This window comes from Planomicrobium sp. MB-3u-38, from assembly GCF_002836425.1.
GTDB classification, from domain to species: domain Bacteria; phylum Bacillota; class Bacilli; order Bacillales_A; family Planococcaceae; genus Planococcus; species Planococcus okeanokoites.
Genome location: NZ_PJBO01000004.1, coordinates 35,640 through 54,932, shown reverse-complemented (window position 1 = coordinate 54,932; position 19,293 = coordinate 35,640). Strand labels below are relative to the sequence as shown.

Annotated in this window: 20 protein-coding genes; 3 read left to right on the top strand and 17 right to left on the bottom strand. The window is 44.1% G+C overall.

The window, feature by feature from the left end; all coding sequences use genetic code 11:
• Positions 1 to 58 precede the first annotated feature (58 nt).
• The 6 genes from CXF70_RS03015 to fadH form a co-directional block, all read right to left on the bottom strand.
• Entirely contained in the window at positions 59 to 1,174 is a 1,116-nt protein-coding gene (locus CXF70_RS03015) for an N-acetyldiaminopimelate deacetylase (protein ID WP_101801486.1), read from the bottom strand.
• Between the two features lie 10 nt (positions 1,175 to 1,184).
• On the bottom strand, positions 1,185 to 1,898 hold the full coding sequence (gene dapD / locus CXF70_RS03010) for a 2,3,4,5-tetrahydropyridine-2,6-dicarboxylate N-acetyltransferase (RefSeq protein ID WP_101801485.1): 714 nt from the start codon (positions 1,896 to 1,898) through the stop codon (positions 1,185 to 1,187).
• 66 nt (positions 1,899 to 1,964) lie between these two features.
• Positions 1,965 to 2,840 carry a transcriptional regulator CcpC gene (locus tag CXF70_RS03005; protein ID WP_084244837.1) on the bottom strand — a complete coding sequence of 292 codons (876 nt, stop codon included), beginning with the start codon at positions 2,838 to 2,840 and terminating at the stop codon, positions 1,965 to 1,967.
• On the bottom strand, positions 2,830 to 4,308 hold the full coding sequence (locus CXF70_RS03000) for an MDR family MFS transporter (RefSeq protein ID WP_101801484.1): 1,479 nt from the start codon (positions 4,306 to 4,308) through the stop codon (positions 2,830 to 2,832). Before CXF70_RS03000 ends, CXF70_RS03005 begins: the two co-directional genes overlap by 11 nt.
• Before the next feature lie 62 nt (positions 4,309 to 4,370).
• Positions 4,371 to 4,820, bottom strand: coding sequence for a cyclic-di-AMP-binding protein CbpB (gene cbpB, locus CXF70_RS02995; RefSeq protein ID WP_084244833.1), 450 nt, complete (start codon positions 4,818 to 4,820; stop codon positions 4,371 to 4,373).
• Positions 4,821 to 4,920: 100 nt separating this feature from the next.
• Positions 4,921 to 5,688, bottom strand: a complete 768-nt coding sequence (fadH, locus tag CXF70_RS02990) for a 2,4-dienoyl-CoA reductase (protein ID WP_101801483.1) — start codon at positions 5,686 to 5,688, stop codon at positions 4,921 to 4,923.
• 169 nt (positions 5,689 to 5,857) lie between these two features.
• Here fadH and CXF70_RS02985 point away from each other — a divergent pair, with 169 nt between their 5' ends.
• A complete protein-coding gene (locus CXF70_RS02985; protein ID WP_084244828.1) occupies positions 5,858 to 6,319 on the top strand; it encodes a YkyB family protein in 462 nt (153 codons plus the stop codon).
• 15 nt (positions 6,320 to 6,334) lie between these two features.
• Here the strand turns inward: CXF70_RS02985 and CXF70_RS02980 are convergent, their stop codons facing one another.
• The 5 genes from CXF70_RS02980 to CXF70_RS02960 all read right to left on the bottom strand — a co-directional run bounded on the left by CXF70_RS02980 (position 6,335) and on the right by CXF70_RS02960 (position 11,173).
• Complete coding sequence (locus CXF70_RS02980) at positions 6,335 to 7,222, bottom strand: NAD(P)-dependent oxidoreductase (protein ID WP_101801482.1); 888 nt, start codon at positions 7,220 to 7,222, stop codon at positions 6,335 to 6,337.
• 431 nt (positions 7,223 to 7,653) lie between these two features.
• A complete protein-coding gene (locus CXF70_RS02975) occupies positions 7,654 to 8,865 on the bottom strand; it encodes a hypothetical protein (RefSeq protein WP_101801481.1) in 1,212 nt (403 codons plus the stop codon).
• The gene (locus tag CXF70_RS02970) at positions 8,862 to 10,016 is read right to left on the bottom strand and encodes a DUF58 domain-containing protein (protein ID WP_101801480.1); all 1,155 of its coding nucleotides are present in this window, start codon (positions 10,014 to 10,016) and stop codon (positions 8,862 to 8,864) included. Before CXF70_RS02970 ends, CXF70_RS02975 begins: the two co-directional genes overlap by 4 nt.
• Position 10,017: 1 nt before the next feature.
• Positions 10,018 to 10,953, bottom strand: a complete 936-nt coding sequence (locus CXF70_RS02965; RefSeq protein WP_101801479.1) for an AAA family ATPase — start codon at positions 10,951 to 10,953, stop codon at positions 10,018 to 10,020.
• Between the two features lie 31 nt (positions 10,954 to 10,984).
• Entirely contained in the window at positions 10,985 to 11,173 is a 189-nt protein-coding gene (locus CXF70_RS02960; protein ID WP_101801478.1) for a type 2 periplasmic-binding domain-containing protein, read from the bottom strand.
• Positions 11,174 to 11,358: 185 nt separating this feature from the next.
• Between CXF70_RS02960 and CXF70_RS02955 the strand changes: the two genes are divergently transcribed.
• The gene (locus CXF70_RS02955) at positions 11,359 to 11,967 is read left to right on the top strand and encodes a CPBP family intramembrane glutamic endopeptidase (protein WP_101801477.1); all 609 of its coding nucleotides are present in this window, start codon (positions 11,359 to 11,361) and stop codon (positions 11,965 to 11,967) included.
• A 279-nt stretch (positions 11,968 to 12,246) separates the two neighbouring features.
• Positions 12,247 to 12,930: a hypothetical protein gene (locus tag CXF70_RS02950; RefSeq protein WP_101801476.1), complete on the top strand. Its 684-nt coding sequence runs from the start codon at positions 12,247 to 12,249 to the stop codon at positions 12,928 to 12,930.
• A gap of 81 nt (positions 12,931 to 13,011) precedes the next feature.
• Here CXF70_RS02950 and CXF70_RS02945 read toward each other — a convergent pair whose 3' ends face one another.
• From CXF70_RS02945 to CXF70_RS02920, 6 genes are all read right to left on the bottom strand, one after another.
• A complete protein-coding gene (locus tag CXF70_RS02945) occupies positions 13,012 to 13,455 on the bottom strand; it encodes a MarR family winged helix-turn-helix transcriptional regulator (protein ID WP_084244812.1) in 444 nt (147 codons plus the stop codon).
• Between the two features lie 90 nt (positions 13,456 to 13,545).
• The gene (locus tag CXF70_RS02940) at positions 13,546 to 14,895 is read right to left on the bottom strand and encodes a TrkH family potassium uptake protein (protein ID WP_101801475.1); all 1,350 of its coding nucleotides are present in this window, start codon (positions 14,893 to 14,895) and stop codon (positions 13,546 to 13,548) included.
• Positions 14,896 to 15,026: 131 nt separating this feature from the next.
• Positions 15,027 to 16,250: an anti-sigma-I factor RsgI family protein gene (locus CXF70_RS02935; RefSeq protein ID WP_101801474.1), complete on the bottom strand. Its 1,224-nt coding sequence runs from the start codon at positions 16,248 to 16,250 to the stop codon at positions 15,027 to 15,029.
• Positions 16,250 to 16,999 (bottom strand): RNA polymerase sigma-I factor, encoded by a 750-nt coding sequence (gene sigI / locus CXF70_RS02930; RefSeq protein WP_101801473.1) that lies wholly within the window; start codon positions 16,997 to 16,999, stop codon positions 16,250 to 16,252. The genes CXF70_RS02935 and sigI overlap by 1 nt, the downstream gene beginning before the upstream one ends.
• A 218-nt stretch (positions 17,000 to 17,217) precedes the next feature.
• Complete coding sequence (locus CXF70_RS02925; RefSeq protein WP_101801472.1) at positions 17,218 to 17,991, bottom strand: TerC family protein; 774 nt, start codon at positions 17,989 to 17,991, stop codon at positions 17,218 to 17,220.
• A 216-nt stretch (positions 17,992 to 18,207) separates the two neighbouring features.
• Positions 18,208 to 19,293, bottom strand: coding sequence for an SDR family oxidoreductase (locus CXF70_RS02920; RefSeq protein WP_101801471.1), 1,086 nt, complete (start codon positions 19,291 to 19,293; stop codon positions 18,208 to 18,210).

The following is a 19,293-nucleotide window of genomic DNA, read 5'->3' as shown; positions in this document are numbered from 1 at the left end:
TAAAATAGTTCCTTAGTCTGGAAAAAGAAAAAGCGGACAGCATAATGCTGTCCGCTTTCTACTGTTCACTGAAATAACGGTGTATGAAACCAGGCATGAAATCAAGGATTTTTTCATCAGGATTAATTTTTGAATGATGAAGCCCGAATTCCGAATTCACTCCCGCCCAAAACATCAAACCTGGTATCTGCTCAGTGAAATAGCCAAAATCTTCCCCGGTCATCGCGGCATCTGCGCGGACAGCTGTGATGCCATCGGCCGATGAGGCAAACTCCAGAAATTGTTCAGCCAATCGCCCGTAATTATCAACTTCCCGATAAGAAGCTCCGTAATCAATTGAAATATGGCAATTATAACCCGTTTCCATCGCTTTACAAATGGCTTCTATGCGTTCTTTCATTTTCAGCATAGATGTATTATTCAACGTTCTGATAGTGCCTTCCAATCGTGCATTTTCAGCGATGATATTCTGGACGGTGCCGGCTGTGAATTTGCCGACCGTCAAAACCGCCGAATCCATCGGGTTGATATTGCGGCTGACAATCGTCTGGAGCTGCATTAACAGTGATGCGCCCGCCACTGCCATATCTTCCGTCAAATGCGGAAATGCTGCATGGCCGCCTTTCCCATGTAAATCTATAAAAAGTTCAGATGTATTGGCGAATAACATTCCCGGTTTTGTTGAAACCGTCCCCACAGGCAGTTCAGGTGCGATATGCATCGCGTAGATTTCATCCGGCCACAAATCCGGCCGCTCGTTTTTCAGCCATTCCCTGAAAGGCAAAGCACCGCCCGGCCCTTCCTCCGCTGGCTGGAAAAGCACAAGCACATCCTGCTTTATCGGGTCTTCGATAAGCCGCTTAAGCAAACCGATTGCATTCGCCATATGGATATCATGGCCACAGGCATGCATATAGCCTTCATGTGTGGAACGGAAGTCAAGCCCCGTATTTTCTTCTATCGGCAAGCCATCGATATCAGTTCGCCACGCGATGAGCTTGTCTGCATCCAGTCCGTTCACTTTCACTGCAATGCCTGTTTGCCATTCGGTAATTTCCATTCTATCTTGTGGCATTGAACGAATTTGTTCGAGCAGGTATTGCTGCGTTTTAAATTCACGGAAACCGATTTCCGGTATTTTATGCAAATCTCTTCTGATTTGTATAAGATCCATATCCAGATCCTTATAATTGACGTAGTTCTTGTTTGATTTCCGTTTTCGAGCGCGTCTTCTCATCCATCAATTTCAATACCCGGGCCGGCGTGCCGCCAACTACTGAATTTTCCGGAACGTCTTCGATAACAATTGCCCCAGCGGCAACCACCGCACCTTGTCCGATTCGAACGCCTTCCAGAACTACTGCGTTCGCGCCGATCATTACATTGTCTTCCACAATTACCGGAGTGGCGGAAGCCGGTTCGATCACCCCTGCAAGCACAGCGCCTGCGCCGATGTGGCAATTCTTGCCGACAGTAGCACGGCCGCCCATGATAACGCCCATATCGATCATCGTGCCATCGCCGATTACCGATCCGATATTGATGACTGCACCCATCATGATGATGCAATTATTGCCAATTTCCACATTTTCACGGATAAATGCGCCTGGTTCGATGCGGCTGTTGATGTTTTTCAAGTCCAGCATCGGAATTGCCGAGTTGCGGCGATCATTCTCAACCACATAATCTTCAATTGCCCCTTCGTGTTCCGCTAAAGCTTTTTCAATATCTGACCACTCACCGAATACAGTCGCATGCCCGCCTTCACCGAAAACTTTCGCAGACTCTCCATAATTCAGCGAAGCCACGTTTTTACCCTTAACATAAACTTTCACAGGTGTTGATTTTTTTGCATTCTGTATGTACGAAATAATTTCATTGGCATCCATTTGTTTCATCGATAAAAACCTCTTTCTATAGTTAATGGTGTAATTATAACGGAAAATGCAAGATAATTCATCATTCTAGTCCAATAAAGCGGCGTGTTTTTGCACAATTTCAACAAAAGCTGAAACCTGACGCAATTCAAAAGCGGAATCATAGCCGATAAGCCATGTATCCCGGGTCAATTCGAGCTCTTCCGCGTTGCTTGCCAATGCGACCGTGTGCACATCTTCCGTTCCGTTTAATGTTATTGAAGGAAGGATGGCGTAGCCGATCCCATTCACCGCCATCTGCTTGCATGTCTCGATTTGGTCCACTGTAATCTGCCTTTTCGGATTGGAAGCAAAGTGTTTCTGCCACCATTGCTGAATTTCTTCGTAATAATTGGAATCGCTTTTAAATTGGATGAAAGGCCGTTCCGTCTCCATCACCTGCTCGAGAGAATCGATTTCTTTATCGACCAGATACAAGGTATCCCGGAACAAATGAATTTTCTTCCCTTTCCAATCTGTGTGCCCCCTCACAATGCCAATGTGGGCTTCTCCTTCATATAATGCTCTTGTGATTTCTGAACTCCAACCCGTAATCAGCTGGATTTTAGCCTGCGGATACAGAGTTACAAAATCCTTCAGGACTTTCGGCAGCCAATTCTGACCGATGATGGATGCACAGGCTATCTTCAAAGTGCCATGCACTTTTGACGTCAGCGTATGCAGCACTTCAAATACTTCTTCCTTGCGCTGCAGCATTTCATTGGCGTAGCTGATGACCAGTTCACCTGCAGGCGTTGGAGTCAGCCCTTTCTGCGAACGGATGAATAATTGCTGGCCCCATTCTTTTTCTATGGATTGCAGTCTTTGAGATAAAGCTGGCTGAGAAAGGAAGAGGCGTTCCGACGCTTTTCTCATATTGCCTTCTTCAGCCAGTATTTTGATGATCATTTCTTCATTCGACATTTTTCTTCACTCCTTTATCCCTCGGCAGACCGAAGATCAGCAACAGGCTGACAACGGCAAAAACAGCCATAAAAGCATAGACATTCTGAAGCGCCAGGGATAATCCCCCTTGCAGGAAACGCAGTTCTTCTAGCGGCATATCCGCCCTGCTGTCCACCGTAAGCAATGAATTAATTGAATCCAGACCATAATTTTTATTACTGGACTCAAAATATTTCAGCAGCGATGTATTAAGTACAGTACCGAGCAGCGCCACCCCGATCGTACTTCCGAGATTACGCATGAACATATTGGATGCTGTCGCAACTCCCCGCTTTTCGTAAGTGACAGCACTTTGGATCGAGACGATAAACGCAGTGCTCGTCAACCCCATACCGATGCCGATGACAAAGCTCGATAATGCAGCCCACCACGGACCTGCCTCTGGCCGCATAAGGACAAACAACAAAGCACCGGCCACCAAAAATAATCCTCCCGCAAGCGACGTCCGGAAATAACCGATTCTGATCAATAGCCTTCCGGACAAAGTCGAAGCAATCGGCCAGCCGATCGACATGGCAGTCAGGGTAAAACCGGCGATGGCGGCAGGCTGTTCCATGACACCCGTCACATAGGTCGGCAGATAACTTGAAACAGAGATTAAAATGATGCCCGTTGTAAGAGAAACAAGATTAGCATATAAGATTGTTTTATTTCTCCATATTTCAAACGGCATGATGGGTTCTTTCACTTTTCGTTCAACCAGGACGAATAAGATGAACGCCGTTGCTGACAGTGAAATGAGTAATGCCGCAGTAGCGGAAAACCACTCAAAACCGACCCCGCCTTCAACCAGGACATATAATAAACTCACTAAACCGATGGTCAATAAAATCGCTCCGGCATAGTCGATGGAAGGTTTGCCGGTTCTTTTAGGTTCCTGCAGGAAAATCAGTACACCTGCAAGCGCCAGGATGCCTAATGGGATATTCACCCAAAATACATACTCCCAACCTACAGTTGCAACCAGGATCCCTCCGATAGCAGGCCCTGAAACTGCGGAAATGCCCCAGACGCTCGAAAGGTAACCCTGTATTTTCGCACGTTCTTCTGCGGAATAGATATCACCGACGATGGTAGTGGCAATCGGCAATACCGCTCCTGCTCCCATCCCTTGAATCAGCCTGTAGAGAATTAATTGATCCATTGAGTCGGCAAGACCGCACATAAGTGAACCGAACAGGAACAACAGTATGCCGAAAGTGAAAATCGGTTTACGTCCGAAAATATCCGATAATTTACCGTAAATCAGGACTGTTACAGTATTCATCAGAAGATAGGCGGAAAACACCCAGCTGTATTTAGCAAAGCCACCCAAGTCCGCCGCAATACTCGGCATTGCCGTAGCAACGATGGTAGCCTCCACCGCTCCAACAAACATCGCCAGCATCACCGAGATCAAAACAAGTGGACGATTTGTCGTCTTCATATCTCTGAGCCCTCATTTCAAATTGAACAACAAAAAAGGCCTCTTACTTCGAGGCCCTCCATTCATTGATTATTTCGGATTTGATAAATCTGTTTCTTCAATTGTTTCAATACGACCCGTCTTGTCAAAATACCCATGAACAATCCGTCGTCATCAACCACACAAAGGAAATTCTGATCAATCAGCAGGTCCAGCGCCTTTTGAAAACGTTCAGTTATTTTGATCAATGGAATATCCGTCTGCATAATTTCCTGCACTTTGATTTCCGGTAATTTTTCATATTCAATATGGTCCAGACCGAGTATGGATTCCGTAATACGCTGAGTATTGATCAGCCCCTGGAAACGGTATTTCATATCCAGGACAGGGATTGCCGAGTAACCCGTTTTCGTCAGAACCAGCAATGCATGTTCTGCGCTATTGCCCAGTTGAACGTGGGCGACTTTTTCAGATGAAATAATATAATCTTCTATTTGAGTTTCAAGAAAGTCTTTGCTTGGTAATGAAATCATGCGCTCTACTCCTTTTGCATCATAAACTGATGCTAATCACTCCGATTTCATCATAACACATCACCAAACATGAAACTATTTAAAAGAGAGTATTATTTACTTAAAAAGGAAATTTATTCAGCCATTGTCCGCCATCCAGCGTCACAATCTCCCCATTCATATAGGAAGCTTTATCCGACATGATGAAAGCAGCCAATTCCGCAATTTCTTCCGGTTTGCCCAATCGGCCGAGAGGAATCGATTCCAGTGTGCGTTTCGCCGCTTTTTCTGATTCCCATAGTTTATCAGCGCCGCCAGTACGTTCAATAGGTCCCGGTGCAATGCCATTTACACGGATTCCGAACTGAGTTCCCCACTCTACAGCAAGCGTGCGTGTCAGCGACATGACTCCCGCTTTTGCTGCAGCTGAATGCGCCACACCTGCTCCGGCATTCCACGCATAAGTAGCGAGCATATTCAGGATATTTCCTTTTGTTTCATTTTCAATCCAATAATTTCCGACCGCGTGGGAACAGAAAAATGTACCATTCAATACGATATCCACAACTGATTTCCATCCGTTCGGAGATAGTTTTTCCGCATGGACAATGAAATTACCGGCTGCATTATTTACCAGTCCATCAATACGGCCGAATTTTTCATGGGCAAATTTAACCATCGCTTTTGCATGTTCCGGCTCCCTGACATCCATTTGAAAAACTTCAACGGTGCCTTTAGCGTCTGCCATATTTTTAACGGCATCGTTCAATTTTTCCATATCACGTCCTGTAATGACGACGTTTGCTCCCTCAGCAGCAAATCTTTCCGCCATATGGTATCCCATCCCGCTTGAACCACCAGTAATAATAATTGTCTGATCTTGAAACATATCAAATTCCTCCTTTTGGCCTCATATGATTTTGTATGTAAAAATGACAAATTACGCCTATTTCCTCAAATGAACCAATATTCCTGATACTTGTTATACACATTGCAAGAAAATTTTGATATAATGAAGTTGTTTTTAGAATATAATCCTCTTAGAAAGGAATGAGCCTATGTCTAACTCCCGAATGGATTCTGAAATTGCCCAGGCTATTTTCACAGTCAACAGGCACGCAAAGACCGCTTCAGATAATCACTATTTATATGCCTTGAAAAAAGAGGCGTTAAATAAAATGATTCTCCAGGATCGCGCTCAGAAAATAGGGCTGCACTTCAGTAAAAACCCCCGTAAAAGCCAACAGCAATCTTCTGTCCTCGTAAAATGTGGAGACTATTATTTTCACATGCTGCCGAAAAAAGAAGACTTTGAGAATCTTGAACACCTCGGCCACCTCGATGAGTCTTATCGGAATCCCGCAAGCAGGATGAACTTGCGTTCTGCCAAAGAGATCCTGAGTGAGCTGACCGGCCTGCAGCCGGTGAAAAAGGACACAGCCGCAGCAAATCCCGGAAAAGCTTATCAGCCGAGGGAAATGAACAGATTCTATTCACCTAAAAAATCATATTTCGATTGATGAAGAGAGCCGGGACTAAATTGTCTTCGGCTCTTTATTATTAGTATCTTCATATTGGACAATCAATGCCTGAGTCCCTTTATCCTGATAGCCTTTTTCAGCCAGATTCTCGAAGAGGCGGAGCGACAGGCGGAGGGCAGGAAGATCAAGTCCCATCAAATCCGCTTCTTCCAATGCAATCTTCATATCTTTGATGAAGTGTTTGATATAGAATCCGGGTTCGAAATTACGTGAAATCATTTTTGGCGCTAGGTTCGATAAAGACCAGGAGCCCGCTGCACCTGAAGAAATGGACAGAAGTACAGTTTCCGGATCAAGATCCGCTTTCAGCGCATAAATCAACGATTCGCTCACTCCCATCATATTGGAAGCAATGATAATCTGATTGCACATTTTTGTATGCTGCCCTGAACCAGCCGGCCCTTGATAAACAATATTTCCGCCAAAGAGATCCAGCAAAGGCTGCACCTGCTTAAAACTGCTTTCTTCCCCACCGACCATAATCGACAATAAACCATTTCTCGCACCGATGTCTCCACCCGAAACAGGTGCATCCAAAGCTGAAAGGCCCTTCTGGAGTGCGGCTTTAAAAATTTCACGGGCAAGTTCCGGTTTTGATGTAGTCATATCGACCAGCACAGTTCCTTCTTTGGCATTGTTGATGATGCCTTCTTCCCCGAAATAAATTTCTTCGACATCTGAAGGGTAGCCGACCATCGTAAAAATAACTTCGGCATCCATTGCCACCATTTTCGGAGATTCCTGCCATTCAGCCCCAGCTTCCACTAAATTCTGAGCTTTAGAGGCCGTTCGTGTATAGACGGAAACTTCGTGCCCTTCATCGAGAAGGTGCTTCACCAGGCTGTTTCCCATGACTCCCGTTCCGATAAATCCTACCTTCATATGTATCCTCCTTTTTCAAGCTATCTTCAGTTTAGCAAAAATCTTCTGTATATTCATTAAATAGTGTAGAAAAGCGGAAACGGCCGTTCAGCTCCGGCAGGATTAAGATGAACTTCCGAAGCGGCGCTCTTTGCCGCACAGGAAGGGCAGCTTAAGACCGAGGAGTTGGCCGTTGGAGTCTGGACAGTAGAAAAGCGGAAGTGCCTGACCAGCTCTGAAAGGTATAAGGCGAATCAGCGTAGTGGCGTCCTTTGCCACGCAGCTGGTTTGACTTATATCCCGAAGAGCTAGGCACTGGAGTCTGGACAATAGAAAAGCGAGTGGGGGAAATGGGCAAAAAAAAGAAGCCGATCCAGTTAAGGACCGACCACAAAAGGGGGAAATGAGAATGTTGCTGTGTTCTTTATTAGTATGCCCAGATAAATGTGGCTTTAAACATTTTCCCTAAAAAAATTTTCATTTATTTTTTCCAGCTCTTCTACAAAAGGAGAAGCTTCCCTGTTTTCTATAAGTCCGTTGCTGTATCGCACTTTATCGTACGTTTTAAAAAAGGATTCAGTAAACGGCAATGCTTCACGATTCGCCCATTCCCTGACGGTTTCATGTTCCAACCGTCCCTTTTCGGCAATAAGCGCTTTTTGTTCAAATTCCCTGAAGGCTTTTCGGATTTCGTGGATATTGACCAGATTATACCCTCTGGCTGGTTCAGGTTCTTCTAATTTTTCGGCAATCTCAGAGAAACGGCTGATTTCAGCCACGGATTCCTCTTTTTGATTGGCAACATCAGGCTTGATCTTCCGAATCAGCAGAATTCCGATGATTACCGCAAGCACAATGCCAACACCTGCAATGATTGTATAATCAAATTCCAGCCCTCCCGAATAAGGAAGGTCTTCCGGCTGCTCTGCTTGTTCTTCCATATTGCTCAGATTATCCAGCTTCTCTTCCTCAGTGGAAAGTCCATTTATAAAATTCACCAGCCAATTCAGCACACCGGCGAACGGCCATAAGACAATGGTCAGGATTCCACCCAGAACGGAACCAGCCAAATGCCGTATTTCATCGGCAAGTATATGGAAGATGAATGCAGCCGAACTGGCTATTGCGATGATGCCGGTTGAAGCGGCAATTGCCTGCCATAGTTTTGCGCCTTCCTTCCGTGCATTCAGGTAGCGGTAAAATAATCGCGACACGGTGTAAAATATAATCGCAGCTGCCGCTGTCGGAAACAACAGAAGCTGTGAACTGCCCAGCGGATTAAATATACTTAAAACCAGTGAGATGGTGAAGATCACCAAAAACATGATTAAAAAGAAACTTTCTCCGCTGTTTTTATCTTCGAGCTCAGAAAACCTTGCATGCAGCCGGTACAAGGAAATTATTGTTAAGACAATGAAAGTTCCGGCAGTCACACCGGCAAGCAGCGCTAATGCCATAACCAAACTTGCGGCAATCAGCACAGGGGTCGGATTGTAAGGTTTCCGCCAGCTGACAGCTGCTGCTGTCAGGGCTGTAGCCATAGCCAATCCCAGCCAGATTAATACCAAAGGGAACCTGGCACCGGCATCGATAAACAGAAATACAAACGAGATGAGGAAAGCGTCCTGAATATATGCGGTGACTGATGAAAATCTGGCAGTCATGCAATCACCCGCCCTTCGCTTGTGCGCAGAATTTTCAATTCTGTTTTCCTGCTCCACTTCGGAATATACTTGCGGATACTCTCAACATTGTCTGTCATAAGATAAGTCGTGTAAGGCAGCTCCGTATGAAGGTCGAGATGTGCAATCATCGAAGCGAATGGCATGGTTGAATTGTTTTTTGAGATAACCGACAGAAGCTCCAGGGCATGCTGCCTTTGCCTGCCGCCTTCCCCCGGCGCTAAATAAAGATAAGGGATCTTGCCTGCGGACCGTACATTTATCGCAATGGCATAAGGCACCCCTTCGCTGAAGCAATTTTCGATATAAGAAGCCAACTCTTCTATTCTTTCTTCCAGATTGGAAATTGCCGCATAGCGGTCGGCGACATTCAACACAAAAAGCATCGCTTCATTCGCTACGTGATTATAGACCTTCGTTTGGTAGGTCTGCATCCTGGCGCTTGCTTTCCAGTGGATTTGATTGAATTGGTCTGTCGGGACATAGTCCCTTGTGCCGATCGGCTGGAATAAATCTTCGAAAAGCGAATGCTTCAAATTGAATTGCCCGGGTTTCTGTTTTGATGGCGCGTATCGAAATTGATATTTGCGGAGTTTCGGGTAAACAAGCTGTTCCTGCAGGATCATCCCCCCATATTCGAGCATCAGGCTGCCCTGACCGAATGGATGCGGAATCGATAGCTCCATTTTCTTAATGCGGGACAACCCCCGGCGTTTGCCTGTTACCGGAACTTTTAAAACCACCGATTCTTTATGACCTGCCGTAAAAGGGATATCGAGCTCAACCAGTTCTGTATAGCTGCCGGCTTCCTGCCCTGCCGGAACGACTGTATCGATGAACCAGATTTTCAGGTTCCCTCCCCAAATTGGCAGCCCTTTATTTTCAAAAGACAACTCCCAATTCGAGTCTCCGCCATTCAATACTCTTTTTCTGATTTTAGGATTATTGAAAATAAGCTTGTCTCCCAGCTTTGAAAAATAAGCCAATTGCAGTGCTACAATAAATCCGATGAATGCCGTAATGGCAGCAGCTGTAAATTGAAGAAATACCATAGACATAAAGAACAGGACGATTATGAAGCCAAAAGCCCATTTAGTGTTTTTTATACCGTAATCATGGCGGATCCAAGTCATTTCAATAAGCCTCGACCGGCGATGCCACTGATGAGGAAATTTCTTTCAGCAATGTCTCCGGATCCTGGACAAGCATTCCTTCAACAGTCAAAAGAAGCCGATGGACAGCAACTGGTTCAAGTATGTATTTGACGTCATCAGGTGTTACGAAATCGCGTCCATCCAAATACGCTTTACCTTGGGCAGCGTGGACCAGGGCAAGCGCCGCTCTGGAACTTAGCCCCAGTTCGATTGAAGGATGTTCACGGGTTGCACGCACCAAATTCAAAATGTATTTTTCAATATCCTCATGGACACTGACTTCACTTGCGCCATTAGACCATGCTGCCACATCATCCACCGATGCAATGCTCATTATTTCTTTTTTATGGGAAACATTGTCGCGGAAGTTTCGGATGATCGACATTTCTTCATCGTAATCGGGATATCCAATTTCCAGACGGAAAAGGAAACGGTCCAATTGAGCGGCCGGCAATGGGAAAGTGCCTTGCTGGGATTCTACTGGATTCTGTGTAGCAATGACCATGAATGGCTGTGGCAGCTGCAAAGTTTCCCCGTCGATTGTCGCTTGTTTCTCTTCCATTGATTCCAGCAGACTTGACTGTGTGCGAGGAGTTGCCCGATTTATTTCATCAGCCAATAAGATATTGGCCATTACGGCGCCGGGACGAAGCTCGAACTCCTGATTTTTCGGATTGAAGAAACGGATGCCCGTCACGTCTGAAGGCAACACATCCGGGGTAAATTGAAGACGGCGGAACAAGCCGCTGAAAGATCCCGCAAAAGCTTTCGCCATCCATGTCTTACCCGAACCCGGTACACTTTCGAGCAATACATGACCTTGCTGGATCAGAGCAATCAGCATAAAATCGATCTCTTTTTCGCGACCCACAACCAAATCATTCAAATGCTCTTTTACTCGTTTTAAATTCCCCATTCAACGCACCCCTTTTGTTTTATGTAAATTATTATTTACTCGGTTCCTGTGTGTATTTATAAACTGTCTTGCCGTGATGAAACGCTTCGCCTCGAAAATGCTTGAAGTCCTGTCGGGCAATCAATACGGTGCGGAAATTGAGAAAGTCTTCTTTTTCAACTGTAATGGATTCGATTTCACCGGATTTCAGCCGGTCTAATAATTCATTGTAATCTGTCATTTTTTAATTCTCCTTTTTCATTATTTCCTGTGCTTCAAGTCTGTTATAATACATAGCGGACAAAGAGTTTGCCTGAGTTCGGCAACAGCTCTTCCATTTATTATACAACAAGGACTGTTTCCGGACAGTGTTAGTTTTACCATAAAACGGCAAAACTTGTCTTTTAGATTATAGGAGGATATTTTATGCTGCGCTTTTTAACAAAACACAAATTATTGTACATACTTCCCATCGCTTATGGTTTATACAACCTGGCCTTCGATGATATTTCCATTTTTTGGTATATGTATACTTTCGCTTTACTGATTTTAATGTCCGTTGCTGTTTTATTCGGTGAAATCCATGAAGAAATGCGTACATGGAAGTCATTTGCTTATGGAATTTCAGCAGCAGCAGCAATGTATCTGATCCTGTTTGCGGGTTACCATCTGCTCCAGCTGCTGGGTGTCGGTTCAGTTGCTTCCACTGCTGACTTCCTCGCAATATTCACGCCAGCATCAATTTGGCATCTGCTCTTATTGATGTTTATAGTTGTTCCTGGCGAAGAACTATTCTGGCGCGGATTTGTTCAGCATCAGCTTAAGCAATATGTGCCGGCATACGCTGTTGTGCCGATAGCTGCCGTCCTTTTCGGCTTGACCCTATGGCTGGCGGATTTTTGGCCGGGAATATTTGCAGGAACCGCAGTCGGTTTAATCCTTGGCTATCTTTATGAAAAGAAAAAAAGCATGCCGGCGCTTATCATAGCCCACCTTCTGTTAATGGTGTTGATTTTTATTGTTTTCCCTTTTTAGAAAGAAAAGCGGAAAAGCCCGTTTAGCCCTGACAAGCGCTGGAAGCCTTGACGATAATGGCGTTCTTTGCCATTAATGGCATGGCTGAAGCGACTCGAGGGGCTGGGCGCTGGAGTCTGGACAATTAGAAAAGCGGAAACGCAGATCGGGAAACAATTTAACAAAGCATTTTTTTAAATTCTTTGTTACAATCAAAAGGCAATATTTACTTATTTTTTTTATTAATAGTGAAACGATTTCCAGATTCATGCGTCTACTTTACAAAAGGAGTGAAATTATATGAGTAAAAAATTATTCTTTGCAGCATCAGTATTGGCACTTAGTGGTTTAATGGCCGCTTGTGGTTCGGACGAATCGACCGAAGAGACAAACGGTACTGCAACCACTAATACCGAACAAAATGAAACAACAACTTCAGAGGAAACTGCAACAGAAGAAGATGCTGAAGAAACAACAGAAGAAACTGCAGAAGAAGCGGATGAGTCAGCTGAAGAAGAACCAGCTGAAGAAAGTACAGAAGCTCAGGAAGAAAACCCTGCAGCCAGTGAAGGTACACCTACAGTAAGCGAATCGCAAGCCTACGAAATTCACTTGCTTCCGGGATATGAGCTTACTGCTGAAGAGCCAAACAAAGATGTTGTCTTTTCCAGTGAAAATGATGAATTATTCATGCGTGTAGAGACTTTCAAACCGGAGGAAGCGGATTTTGCTTTTGCGGATGATTCCATCCAACAAATATTGAAAGCATCCAACGAAGATGCTGAATTGACAGAGCTGCCGGCTTTTGAAGACTCTAAGTTCACAAACTCCGCTGTTTATGAAATTCCGACGGATAACGGTAAAGTGACTGGTGCAGTCTTTGAGAAAGAAGGATTGATTGTTAAACTTACAATATTCGATCTGACAGATGCTGGAGTCACTGAAGAATTTTTAAACATGGGCAAGACGATCACACCCAAATAAGCGAGCGGTTCTCCAGCTCCATTGCAATAATAATCAAAAAAGAGGCTATCCTGAATTTTCAGGATAGCCTCTTTTTTTCCATCAGTAGGACAAATCCTTAATGGAAAGTCCCAGTTTTTTCATCAATTCAATTGCAGTGTCTTTTTCTTCAGGTGACAGTGCATCCGTCAGCTCATGAAGATTTTTTTCATGTTCAGGAAAAATGCGCGCCATGAACTCTTTTCCTTCTTCGGAAATTTCAGCATAGGTCACACGGCGGTCAGTTGGACAATTAACCCGTGTAATATAGCCGCGTTTTTCCAACTTATCGATTACATACGTAATGGAGCCACTAGCCAGAAGAATTTTTCCGCCTATTTTCTGAAGCGGCTGTTTTCCTTTATGATAGAGCAATTCCATTACGGCAAATTCGGTCGGATTGACGCCATTGGCCTGAAAAAACTGATTGGCTTGTTCAGAAATCGCTTTATGTGCCCGCGACATGACAATAAATAATTTTAAAGATCTTCGTATTTCTTCATTCATACTATCCACTCTTTTCCACTTATTAAACACTATAAATAAGATTATAGCCTTTTTCCATGAAAATGGCATCCCTTGTTGTCTAATCAGATATTATCCGATAATCACACGTTCCTTTGGATAGTGGAATTTCGTCGGATCGGTTTTTCCGCCGATTGTAAACAGGAATGAAATAAGTCCGACACGCCCGATGAACATCAGGACCATGATCGTCAACTTCCCGAAAGAAGACAAATCATCCGTTATTCCCAGGGACATCCCACAAGTACCGAATGCACTTGTGATCTCAAAAATGATTTCTATAGCTGAAGCTTCCGGTTCCGTTATGAACAGGATCATTGTAGAAACAATGACCATGAACATCGCCAGGATAATAACGGCATATGAACGAAATACGTCGATCAACTGGATTTCCCTTTTGAATATCTGTATCGTGTTTTTGCCCCGAGCGAAATTGATGAGGAAAAGGATAGCTATCGCCAGGGTTGTCGTCCGGATGCCTCCGCCAGCGGAACTGGGGGAAGCTCCGATAAACATGAGAACACTCATGAATACATTTGTCGCTTCATCGAATTGGGTGATATCAAACGTAACAAGTCCGCCTGACCTTGAAGATACGGAATGGAAGATAGCCGCGAATAATGTCTCATGCCATGACATATCTTTGAATGCTTTAAATGACTCAAGCGCAAGTATACCCAACGTACCGATTGCAAGCAGAATCCCGAATGTGCTCACTGTTATTTTTGTGAATAAGGAAAAACGGAAATTCTTATCTCTATTCGATAAGAATTCTTTCAGTTCGATCAGCACCGGGAAACCGATTGCGCCAAGTATAATCAGGATCATATTGATGACTTGGACAAAATAATCATTGAAATAAGGAACCAATGATGCACCGGTGATATCAAAACCGCCATTGGTTGTTGCTGTTACTGAGGCGAAGACACCCTGCAGCAACGCTTCGCTGAAGGTATCGTAATACTGCAGAAAATATAAAGTAAGGATGATTGCCCCAATCAATTCAATCAATAAAAGAATCGAAATGATATTTCGGATCAATTTGACTACCCCTGCCATGCTTAACTGGTTATGGTCGACCATTATCAATTGCCGCTCACGCAGGCCGATGCGCTTCCCCAACAGCAGCCAGAAAAATGTACCGATGGACATGATGCCGATGCCGCCTAGTTGAAGGATCACCATCAGCAGCACGATGCCGAAAACCGTGTAAGTTTCAGAGATATTGATAACTGTCAGGCCAGTGACACTCACAGCACTTATAGCTGTAAAAAGGGTATCGATCAATGGGATGCTGACGCCCTCCTGATGAACCCCCGGCAGCCTGAGCAGCAGAAAGGACATAGCGATGGCTGCAAAATAATAGGCCGCAATTGCCTGTGCTGGTGTTAGATTGCGAATTCTTTGGAACGATTTATTCATATGCTGGAAATCCTTTCGACTTCGGTTATCTCCTTATTCTAAGTAAAGTATAAAAAAAAAGAAAGGGAAATCGGAAATTCACCCGTTTCCATCTAAAAAACAGCAGAAAAATACTTTCTGCTGTTTCCGTCCTATTCATTCTTGTTCTTACTCGTATTGCCTTTGCCATTTGTGCTGCTGGGATTGGACTTGCCGCTCTTTTCAAGTGGCTGTTTCAGATTATTTTTTTCTATTGAACTTTGAGGCCCTGATACATCCGGCTTGGATTTATCCGGTGCATTTTTTGCTTTTGAAGATTTTTCATTTTCATTTGGCGATTTACCTTTTTCTTGCTCCGGTCCTTTATTTTCTTTACTTTTTTGCTGGCCGGGAGCTTGTTCTTTTTTTCCGCCAGGCTCATCGGTTTTGATGTTATCATCTTTTTTGATTTGGCCGGGTGCTTGGTTGCGTTTTTCCTGACCTGGCGGATTAGGATTTCCTTTTTCCACAGCAGGAGTTTCTTTGCGCTTTTCCTGGCCAGGCGGTACATCTTTTTCTTTTTCAGAAGGATGATTCTTGGTTTCCGCTTTATTTTTATCTTGTTTCTTCTCAGCTTTTTCTGCTGCTTTCAATTCTTTCTCTTGTTGCTTATCGGCAGTTGCCGGCTTATCCTTCACTTTCAATGGCTGATCATTTTTCTTATCAACTGGTTTCCCATCAGCTCTGTCATTCTTCAGATTTTGTGAGCTATTGATCAACTGCCCCACTGGCACACTCTTTTCGACTGAAGTTCTCCATTGAGTCTTGGAAGCTTCCTTCAATTTTACGGTAACATTTTTTGCCATCGCTTTTGCGGATATAGCCAGCACGGATTCCACAACTTCTTCATCCGCAACTTGATCCTGGTCGTCAGCTACTGTCGTAATGACAATTTCATCAGTAGTCGAATTCATCGACAGCACAATTACTTCATCAAGAACTTCTTCAAGTGGGTGGTGCTTCCACTCGTCAAGTTGCCCTATTAATTCTAGGCCGTCTGAATTCAATCCCCTGATGGATACCACTTCATAATCATCATCGATTCCCAGCTCAACTCCCGGATTCACCTGGACTTGAACATAGGCAAATGCTTCCTGCTCCGGCAGGAGGACAGAGAGGAATAATACTGCAACGGCTGCTGCGGCTGCTATAGGGGCCCATACCGGTTTTACGGCTCTGCGTTTTTGCACAGCCAAGACCTGTTCAGGATAATAAAAGCTCTCTTCTCCCACAGCAGCTTTCCCTACTGGCTTGCCATGCACAAATTCACCGCTGTGTCCGATGAATACAGATAGCTCGTCATTCAATTCTATACACAGTCCCTTTTGCATTCTCATCACCGCAACCGCTCCTTTAAATAATCCTTCAAATAATGCAAATCACTCATCAACAATAAAGCAACTGCAATTATGTACTTCCGATTGCGCTCAATCGTCTTTCTTGAAACTTCCACCAGTTTTTCTATCTCTTTGACCGGCAATCTCTTTTTTTGCTGCAGATAATTCTGATACTCTTCCGTTTCAGCAACCAATTGAGCAATTTGAATTGCAGTGACCCTGGCATCTTCATGAGCAGGAGATGCTTTCACCAAGTCCTGGAAGGTCATGCCGTATCCGGAAAGCAATTTTTCGTATTCAGCGATTTCCTCTTTGCGGGCAGCAGCTTGCTGCTGCTCCGTATAATCTTTTATCGAAGCCGAAGTATCAATAGCGCTCCTGAATTCATCCGCATCCGATAAACCGTGAAAGTCATGTGCAAAATCCTTTCTGCCGGCTTCTTTTCGGATGTAATCTATAACTCTTCTTCGGATGACCATGTGGGCAAAAGTTAAAAAAGAAGCATTTTTTTCCTGATTAAAACCATTGACCGCTTCATGGAAAGCCGAAAGGGCTATCGTGTATTCTTCATCATGATCATTGATGAACCGCTTGCAGACCTGGCCAGCAGTTTTTTTCATAAAGGGTGAATAGGACAACAGCAAGTTTTCCATTGCCTCTGGGTCTCCATTTTGTGCTTGTACTGCCAACACTTCGGCATTGTTTTTCTCACCGCGGCCGAAATATCCAGCCAATACTGACAGCAGCATCCGGTTCACCTCTTTCATTCTTCTCATTAATATTGATTGTAACGAGAATTGGAAAAAATGAAAAGAATGAACAGAATGAATAATTTTTCCTTCTATAATAAAAATTCGGTGCAGTACCCCTTTTTGTGAGGGTATAAACAATAAAATTTATTTTTGCTGAAATTATTCAATTGAACGAAAAAAAGACACCTTCTGTCGAAGATGCCTTTTAAGCGAAATTAATGATTTTCGATTTCTTTATTCTTTTTCAAACCTACAAGCGCACCAACAACTACGATTCCTACAAGTACAATCCAGAATGTGATTGTCCACGGAGTGGAATGCGGGAAGTCATGCGGCAAAACGCCCAGCTTCTCATGAGACAAAGTCATGACGAGCAATTTCACACCTACCCAGCCGACAACAACAAAAGCGGCTGTTTCCAATTGCGGATATTTTTCCAGCAATTGCACGAATTTATGTGCTGCAAAACGCATGATAATGACACCGATCAAACCACCGGCAAGCATTACTGTAAACTGGCCGGAGTTGATGCCGCCGATGTCTTCCAGACCAAACAGATTAAGATGCGGCAACGTCACTGCCAGTGCGACAGCAGCCAGCATTGAGTCGATGGCAAACGCAATATCCGCCAATTCGATTTTCAGCACTGTCATCCAGAAACCAGAGCCTTTTGTCGCTTCCGGTTCTATCGAATGATCTTCGCCTTTTCGCTGATCATAAATATGCTTAGCTGAAATAAACAATAAATATGCTGCACCAAGTGCTTGGATCTGCCAAATATTAACCAATAAAGTGATCATAAACAATGCGGCGAAACGGAAAACGAATGCCCCCGCCAAGCCATAGAATAAAGCTTTCTTTTGTTGCGCTTTCGGCAGATGTTTTACCATTACCGCCATTACCACTGCGTTATCCGCAGCAAGTAAGCCTTCCAGACCGATCAGGACCAGCAGGACCCAGGCATACTCCAATAATATTGTACTATCCATTTCCTATTCCTCCTATTTTTTGCCAGCAAAAAAGACCCTCGCCTAATAAAAGGCAAAGGTCTCGCTAAGCAATTAAAATCGCTATCACAACCGATGGCTGTTAACCATGTACTGACGACTGTGAAATAGGTTTCCCTACAGCTACTCCCCTTTGACATCTGTCAAAGTAAATTTAGTTGTACTATGAGTATATCATCTTTTTATATAATGTAAATATTATTGGATTGGAATTTGAAAGCTTTTGTCATTTTTATGCAATTCATAAAAAGCGACCATTTCCGGCATGGTTTCCAGGAAATCTGCACATTGAATGCCGCTGCCTTTCAGCAATCGCTCTGCTCCTGTCGTATCAAAAGACGCTGGCCAATCCATATAATCCAGAGTCTCCATTTCGACTCCAAGCAATTTTCTGACCCCTTTATTCTTAAGCCCTGCTGCAGCCACTTTTTTTGGCAGGCGGCCTTTCGGCGTTTTTCCGGTCAGGTGGACTACCATGGAACGATAAACTTCTTCGACAGGATGCGGATCGGGATCCGTCAAATGGACCGTTTCGCCTTCGGCAGCTGACAATCTGCTCAAATATACAGAAGCTTCAAGTATATAATCCACCGGGACGACATTAATATAAGAAGAAGATTTTCCAACGTAAGGTATGATCGGCATTTTACGGATCCGATCGATCATATTCAAGAAAAAGTAAGGGCCGTCGAATTTGATGGTTTCACCTGTTTTTGAATGGCCGCGCACAATTCCGGGACGAATAATCGTGACTGGATAATTTTCTTTCATGTCCTCGACAAGCACTTCCGCTTCAAATTTAGTTTCCTCATAAAAATTCTTGAACTTTTCCGGCCGCACCAATTCATCTTCCATCAGCACGCCTTCACGATTTCCTGCCACATAAGCCGTACTGAAATACATATACCTTTCAAGACCTGAAAGTCCGGACACAAATTCATTTACATTTTTTGTTCCATCAACATTCACTTTCCAGGCCAAATCCCTTTGCACAGCTAAATCGTAGATTGCAGCCAGCTGCCAAAAAATGATTTTTTTCTGTTCCAGGAAGGACCGATCTTCCGGTTTGAGTCCGAGCCCTTCTTTAGTGATGTCCCCATCTATGATGCGAATTGGTCTGCAGCCGGTCTCTTCTTCAATACGCTTCGCTTCTTTTTCGGCTTTTTCTCTTTCAGACGCCAATATAATAGCAGTAACCCCCAAATCCGAATCCTGATTGATGGATGTGCGGATGAGTTGGCTTGCTATGAAACCTGGAAATCCTGTAAAAACTGCTTCTGTCAT

Excerpts from the sequence above, each read along its gene's own strand:
- CXF70_RS02920 (WP_101801471.1), bottom strand. The coding sequence starts at position 19,293 with ATGACAGAAGCAGTTTTTACAGGATTTCCAGGTTTCATAGCAAGCCAA.
- CXF70_RS03005 (WP_084244837.1), bottom strand. The coding sequence starts at position 2,840 with ATGTCGAATGAAGAAATGATCATCAAAATACTGGCTGAAGAAGGCAAT.
- CXF70_RS03000 (WP_101801484.1), bottom strand. The coding sequence starts at position 4,308 with ATGAAGACGACAAATCGTCCACTTGTTTTGATCTCGGTGATGCTGGCG.
- CXF70_RS02950 (WP_101801476.1), top strand. The coding sequence starts at position 12,247 with ATGAGTAAAAAATTATTCTTTGCAGCATCAGTATTGGCACTTAGTGGT.
- CXF70_RS02960 (WP_101801478.1), bottom strand. The coding sequence starts at position 11,173 with ATGACAGATTACAATGAATTATTAGACCGGCTGAAATCCGGTGAAATC.
- CXF70_RS02925 (WP_101801472.1), bottom strand. The coding sequence starts at position 17,991 with ATGGATAGTACAATATTATTGGAGTATGCCTGGGTCCTGCTGGTCCTG.
- CXF70_RS02970 (WP_101801480.1), bottom strand. The coding sequence starts at position 10,016 with ATGACTTGGATCCGCCATGATTACGGTATAAAAAACACTAAATGGGCT.
- CXF70_RS02965 (WP_101801479.1), bottom strand. The coding sequence starts at position 10,953 with ATGGGGAATTTAAAACGAGTAAAAGAGCATTTGAATGATTTGGTTGTG.
- cbpB (WP_084244833.1), bottom strand. The coding sequence starts at position 4,820 with ATGATTTCATTACCAAGCAAAGACTTTCTTGAAACTCAAATAGAAGAT.
- sigI (WP_101801473.1), bottom strand. The coding sequence starts at position 16,999 with ATGCTGCTGTCAGTATTGGCTGGATATTTCGGCCGCGGTGAGAAAAAC.
- CXF70_RS02985 (WP_084244828.1), top strand. The coding sequence starts at position 5,858 with ATGTCTAACTCCCGAATGGATTCTGAAATTGCCCAGGCTATTTTCACA.
- CXF70_RS02940 (WP_101801475.1), bottom strand. The coding sequence starts at position 14,895 with ATGAATAAATCGTTCCAAAGAATTCGCAATCTAACACCAGCACAGGCA.
- CXF70_RS03015 (WP_101801486.1), bottom strand. The coding sequence starts at position 1,174 with ATGGATCTTATACAAATCAGAAGAGATTTGCATAAAATACCGGAAATC.
- dapD (WP_101801485.1), bottom strand. The coding sequence starts at position 1,898 with ATGAAACAAATGGATGCCAATGAAATTATTTCGTACATACAGAATGCA.
- CXF70_RS02975 (WP_101801481.1), bottom strand. The coding sequence starts at position 8,865 with ATGACTGCCAGATTTTCATCAGTCACCGCATATATTCAGGACGCTTTC.
- CXF70_RS02935 (WP_101801474.1), bottom strand. The coding sequence starts at position 16,250 with ATGAGAATGCAAAAGGGACTGTGTATAGAATTGAATGACGAGCTATCT.
- CXF70_RS02980 (WP_101801482.1), bottom strand. The coding sequence starts at position 7,222 with ATGAAGGTAGGATTTATCGGAACGGGAGTCATGGGAAACAGCCTGGTG.
- fadH (WP_101801483.1), bottom strand. The coding sequence starts at position 5,688 with ATGTTTCAAGATCAGACAATTATTATTACTGGTGGTTCAAGCGGGATG.
- CXF70_RS02955 (WP_101801477.1), top strand. The coding sequence starts at position 11,359 with ATGCTGCGCTTTTTAACAAAACACAAATTATTGTACATACTTCCCATC.
- CXF70_RS02945 (WP_084244812.1), bottom strand. The coding sequence starts at position 13,455 with ATGAATGAAGAAATACGAAGATCTTTAAAATTATTTATTGTCATGTCG.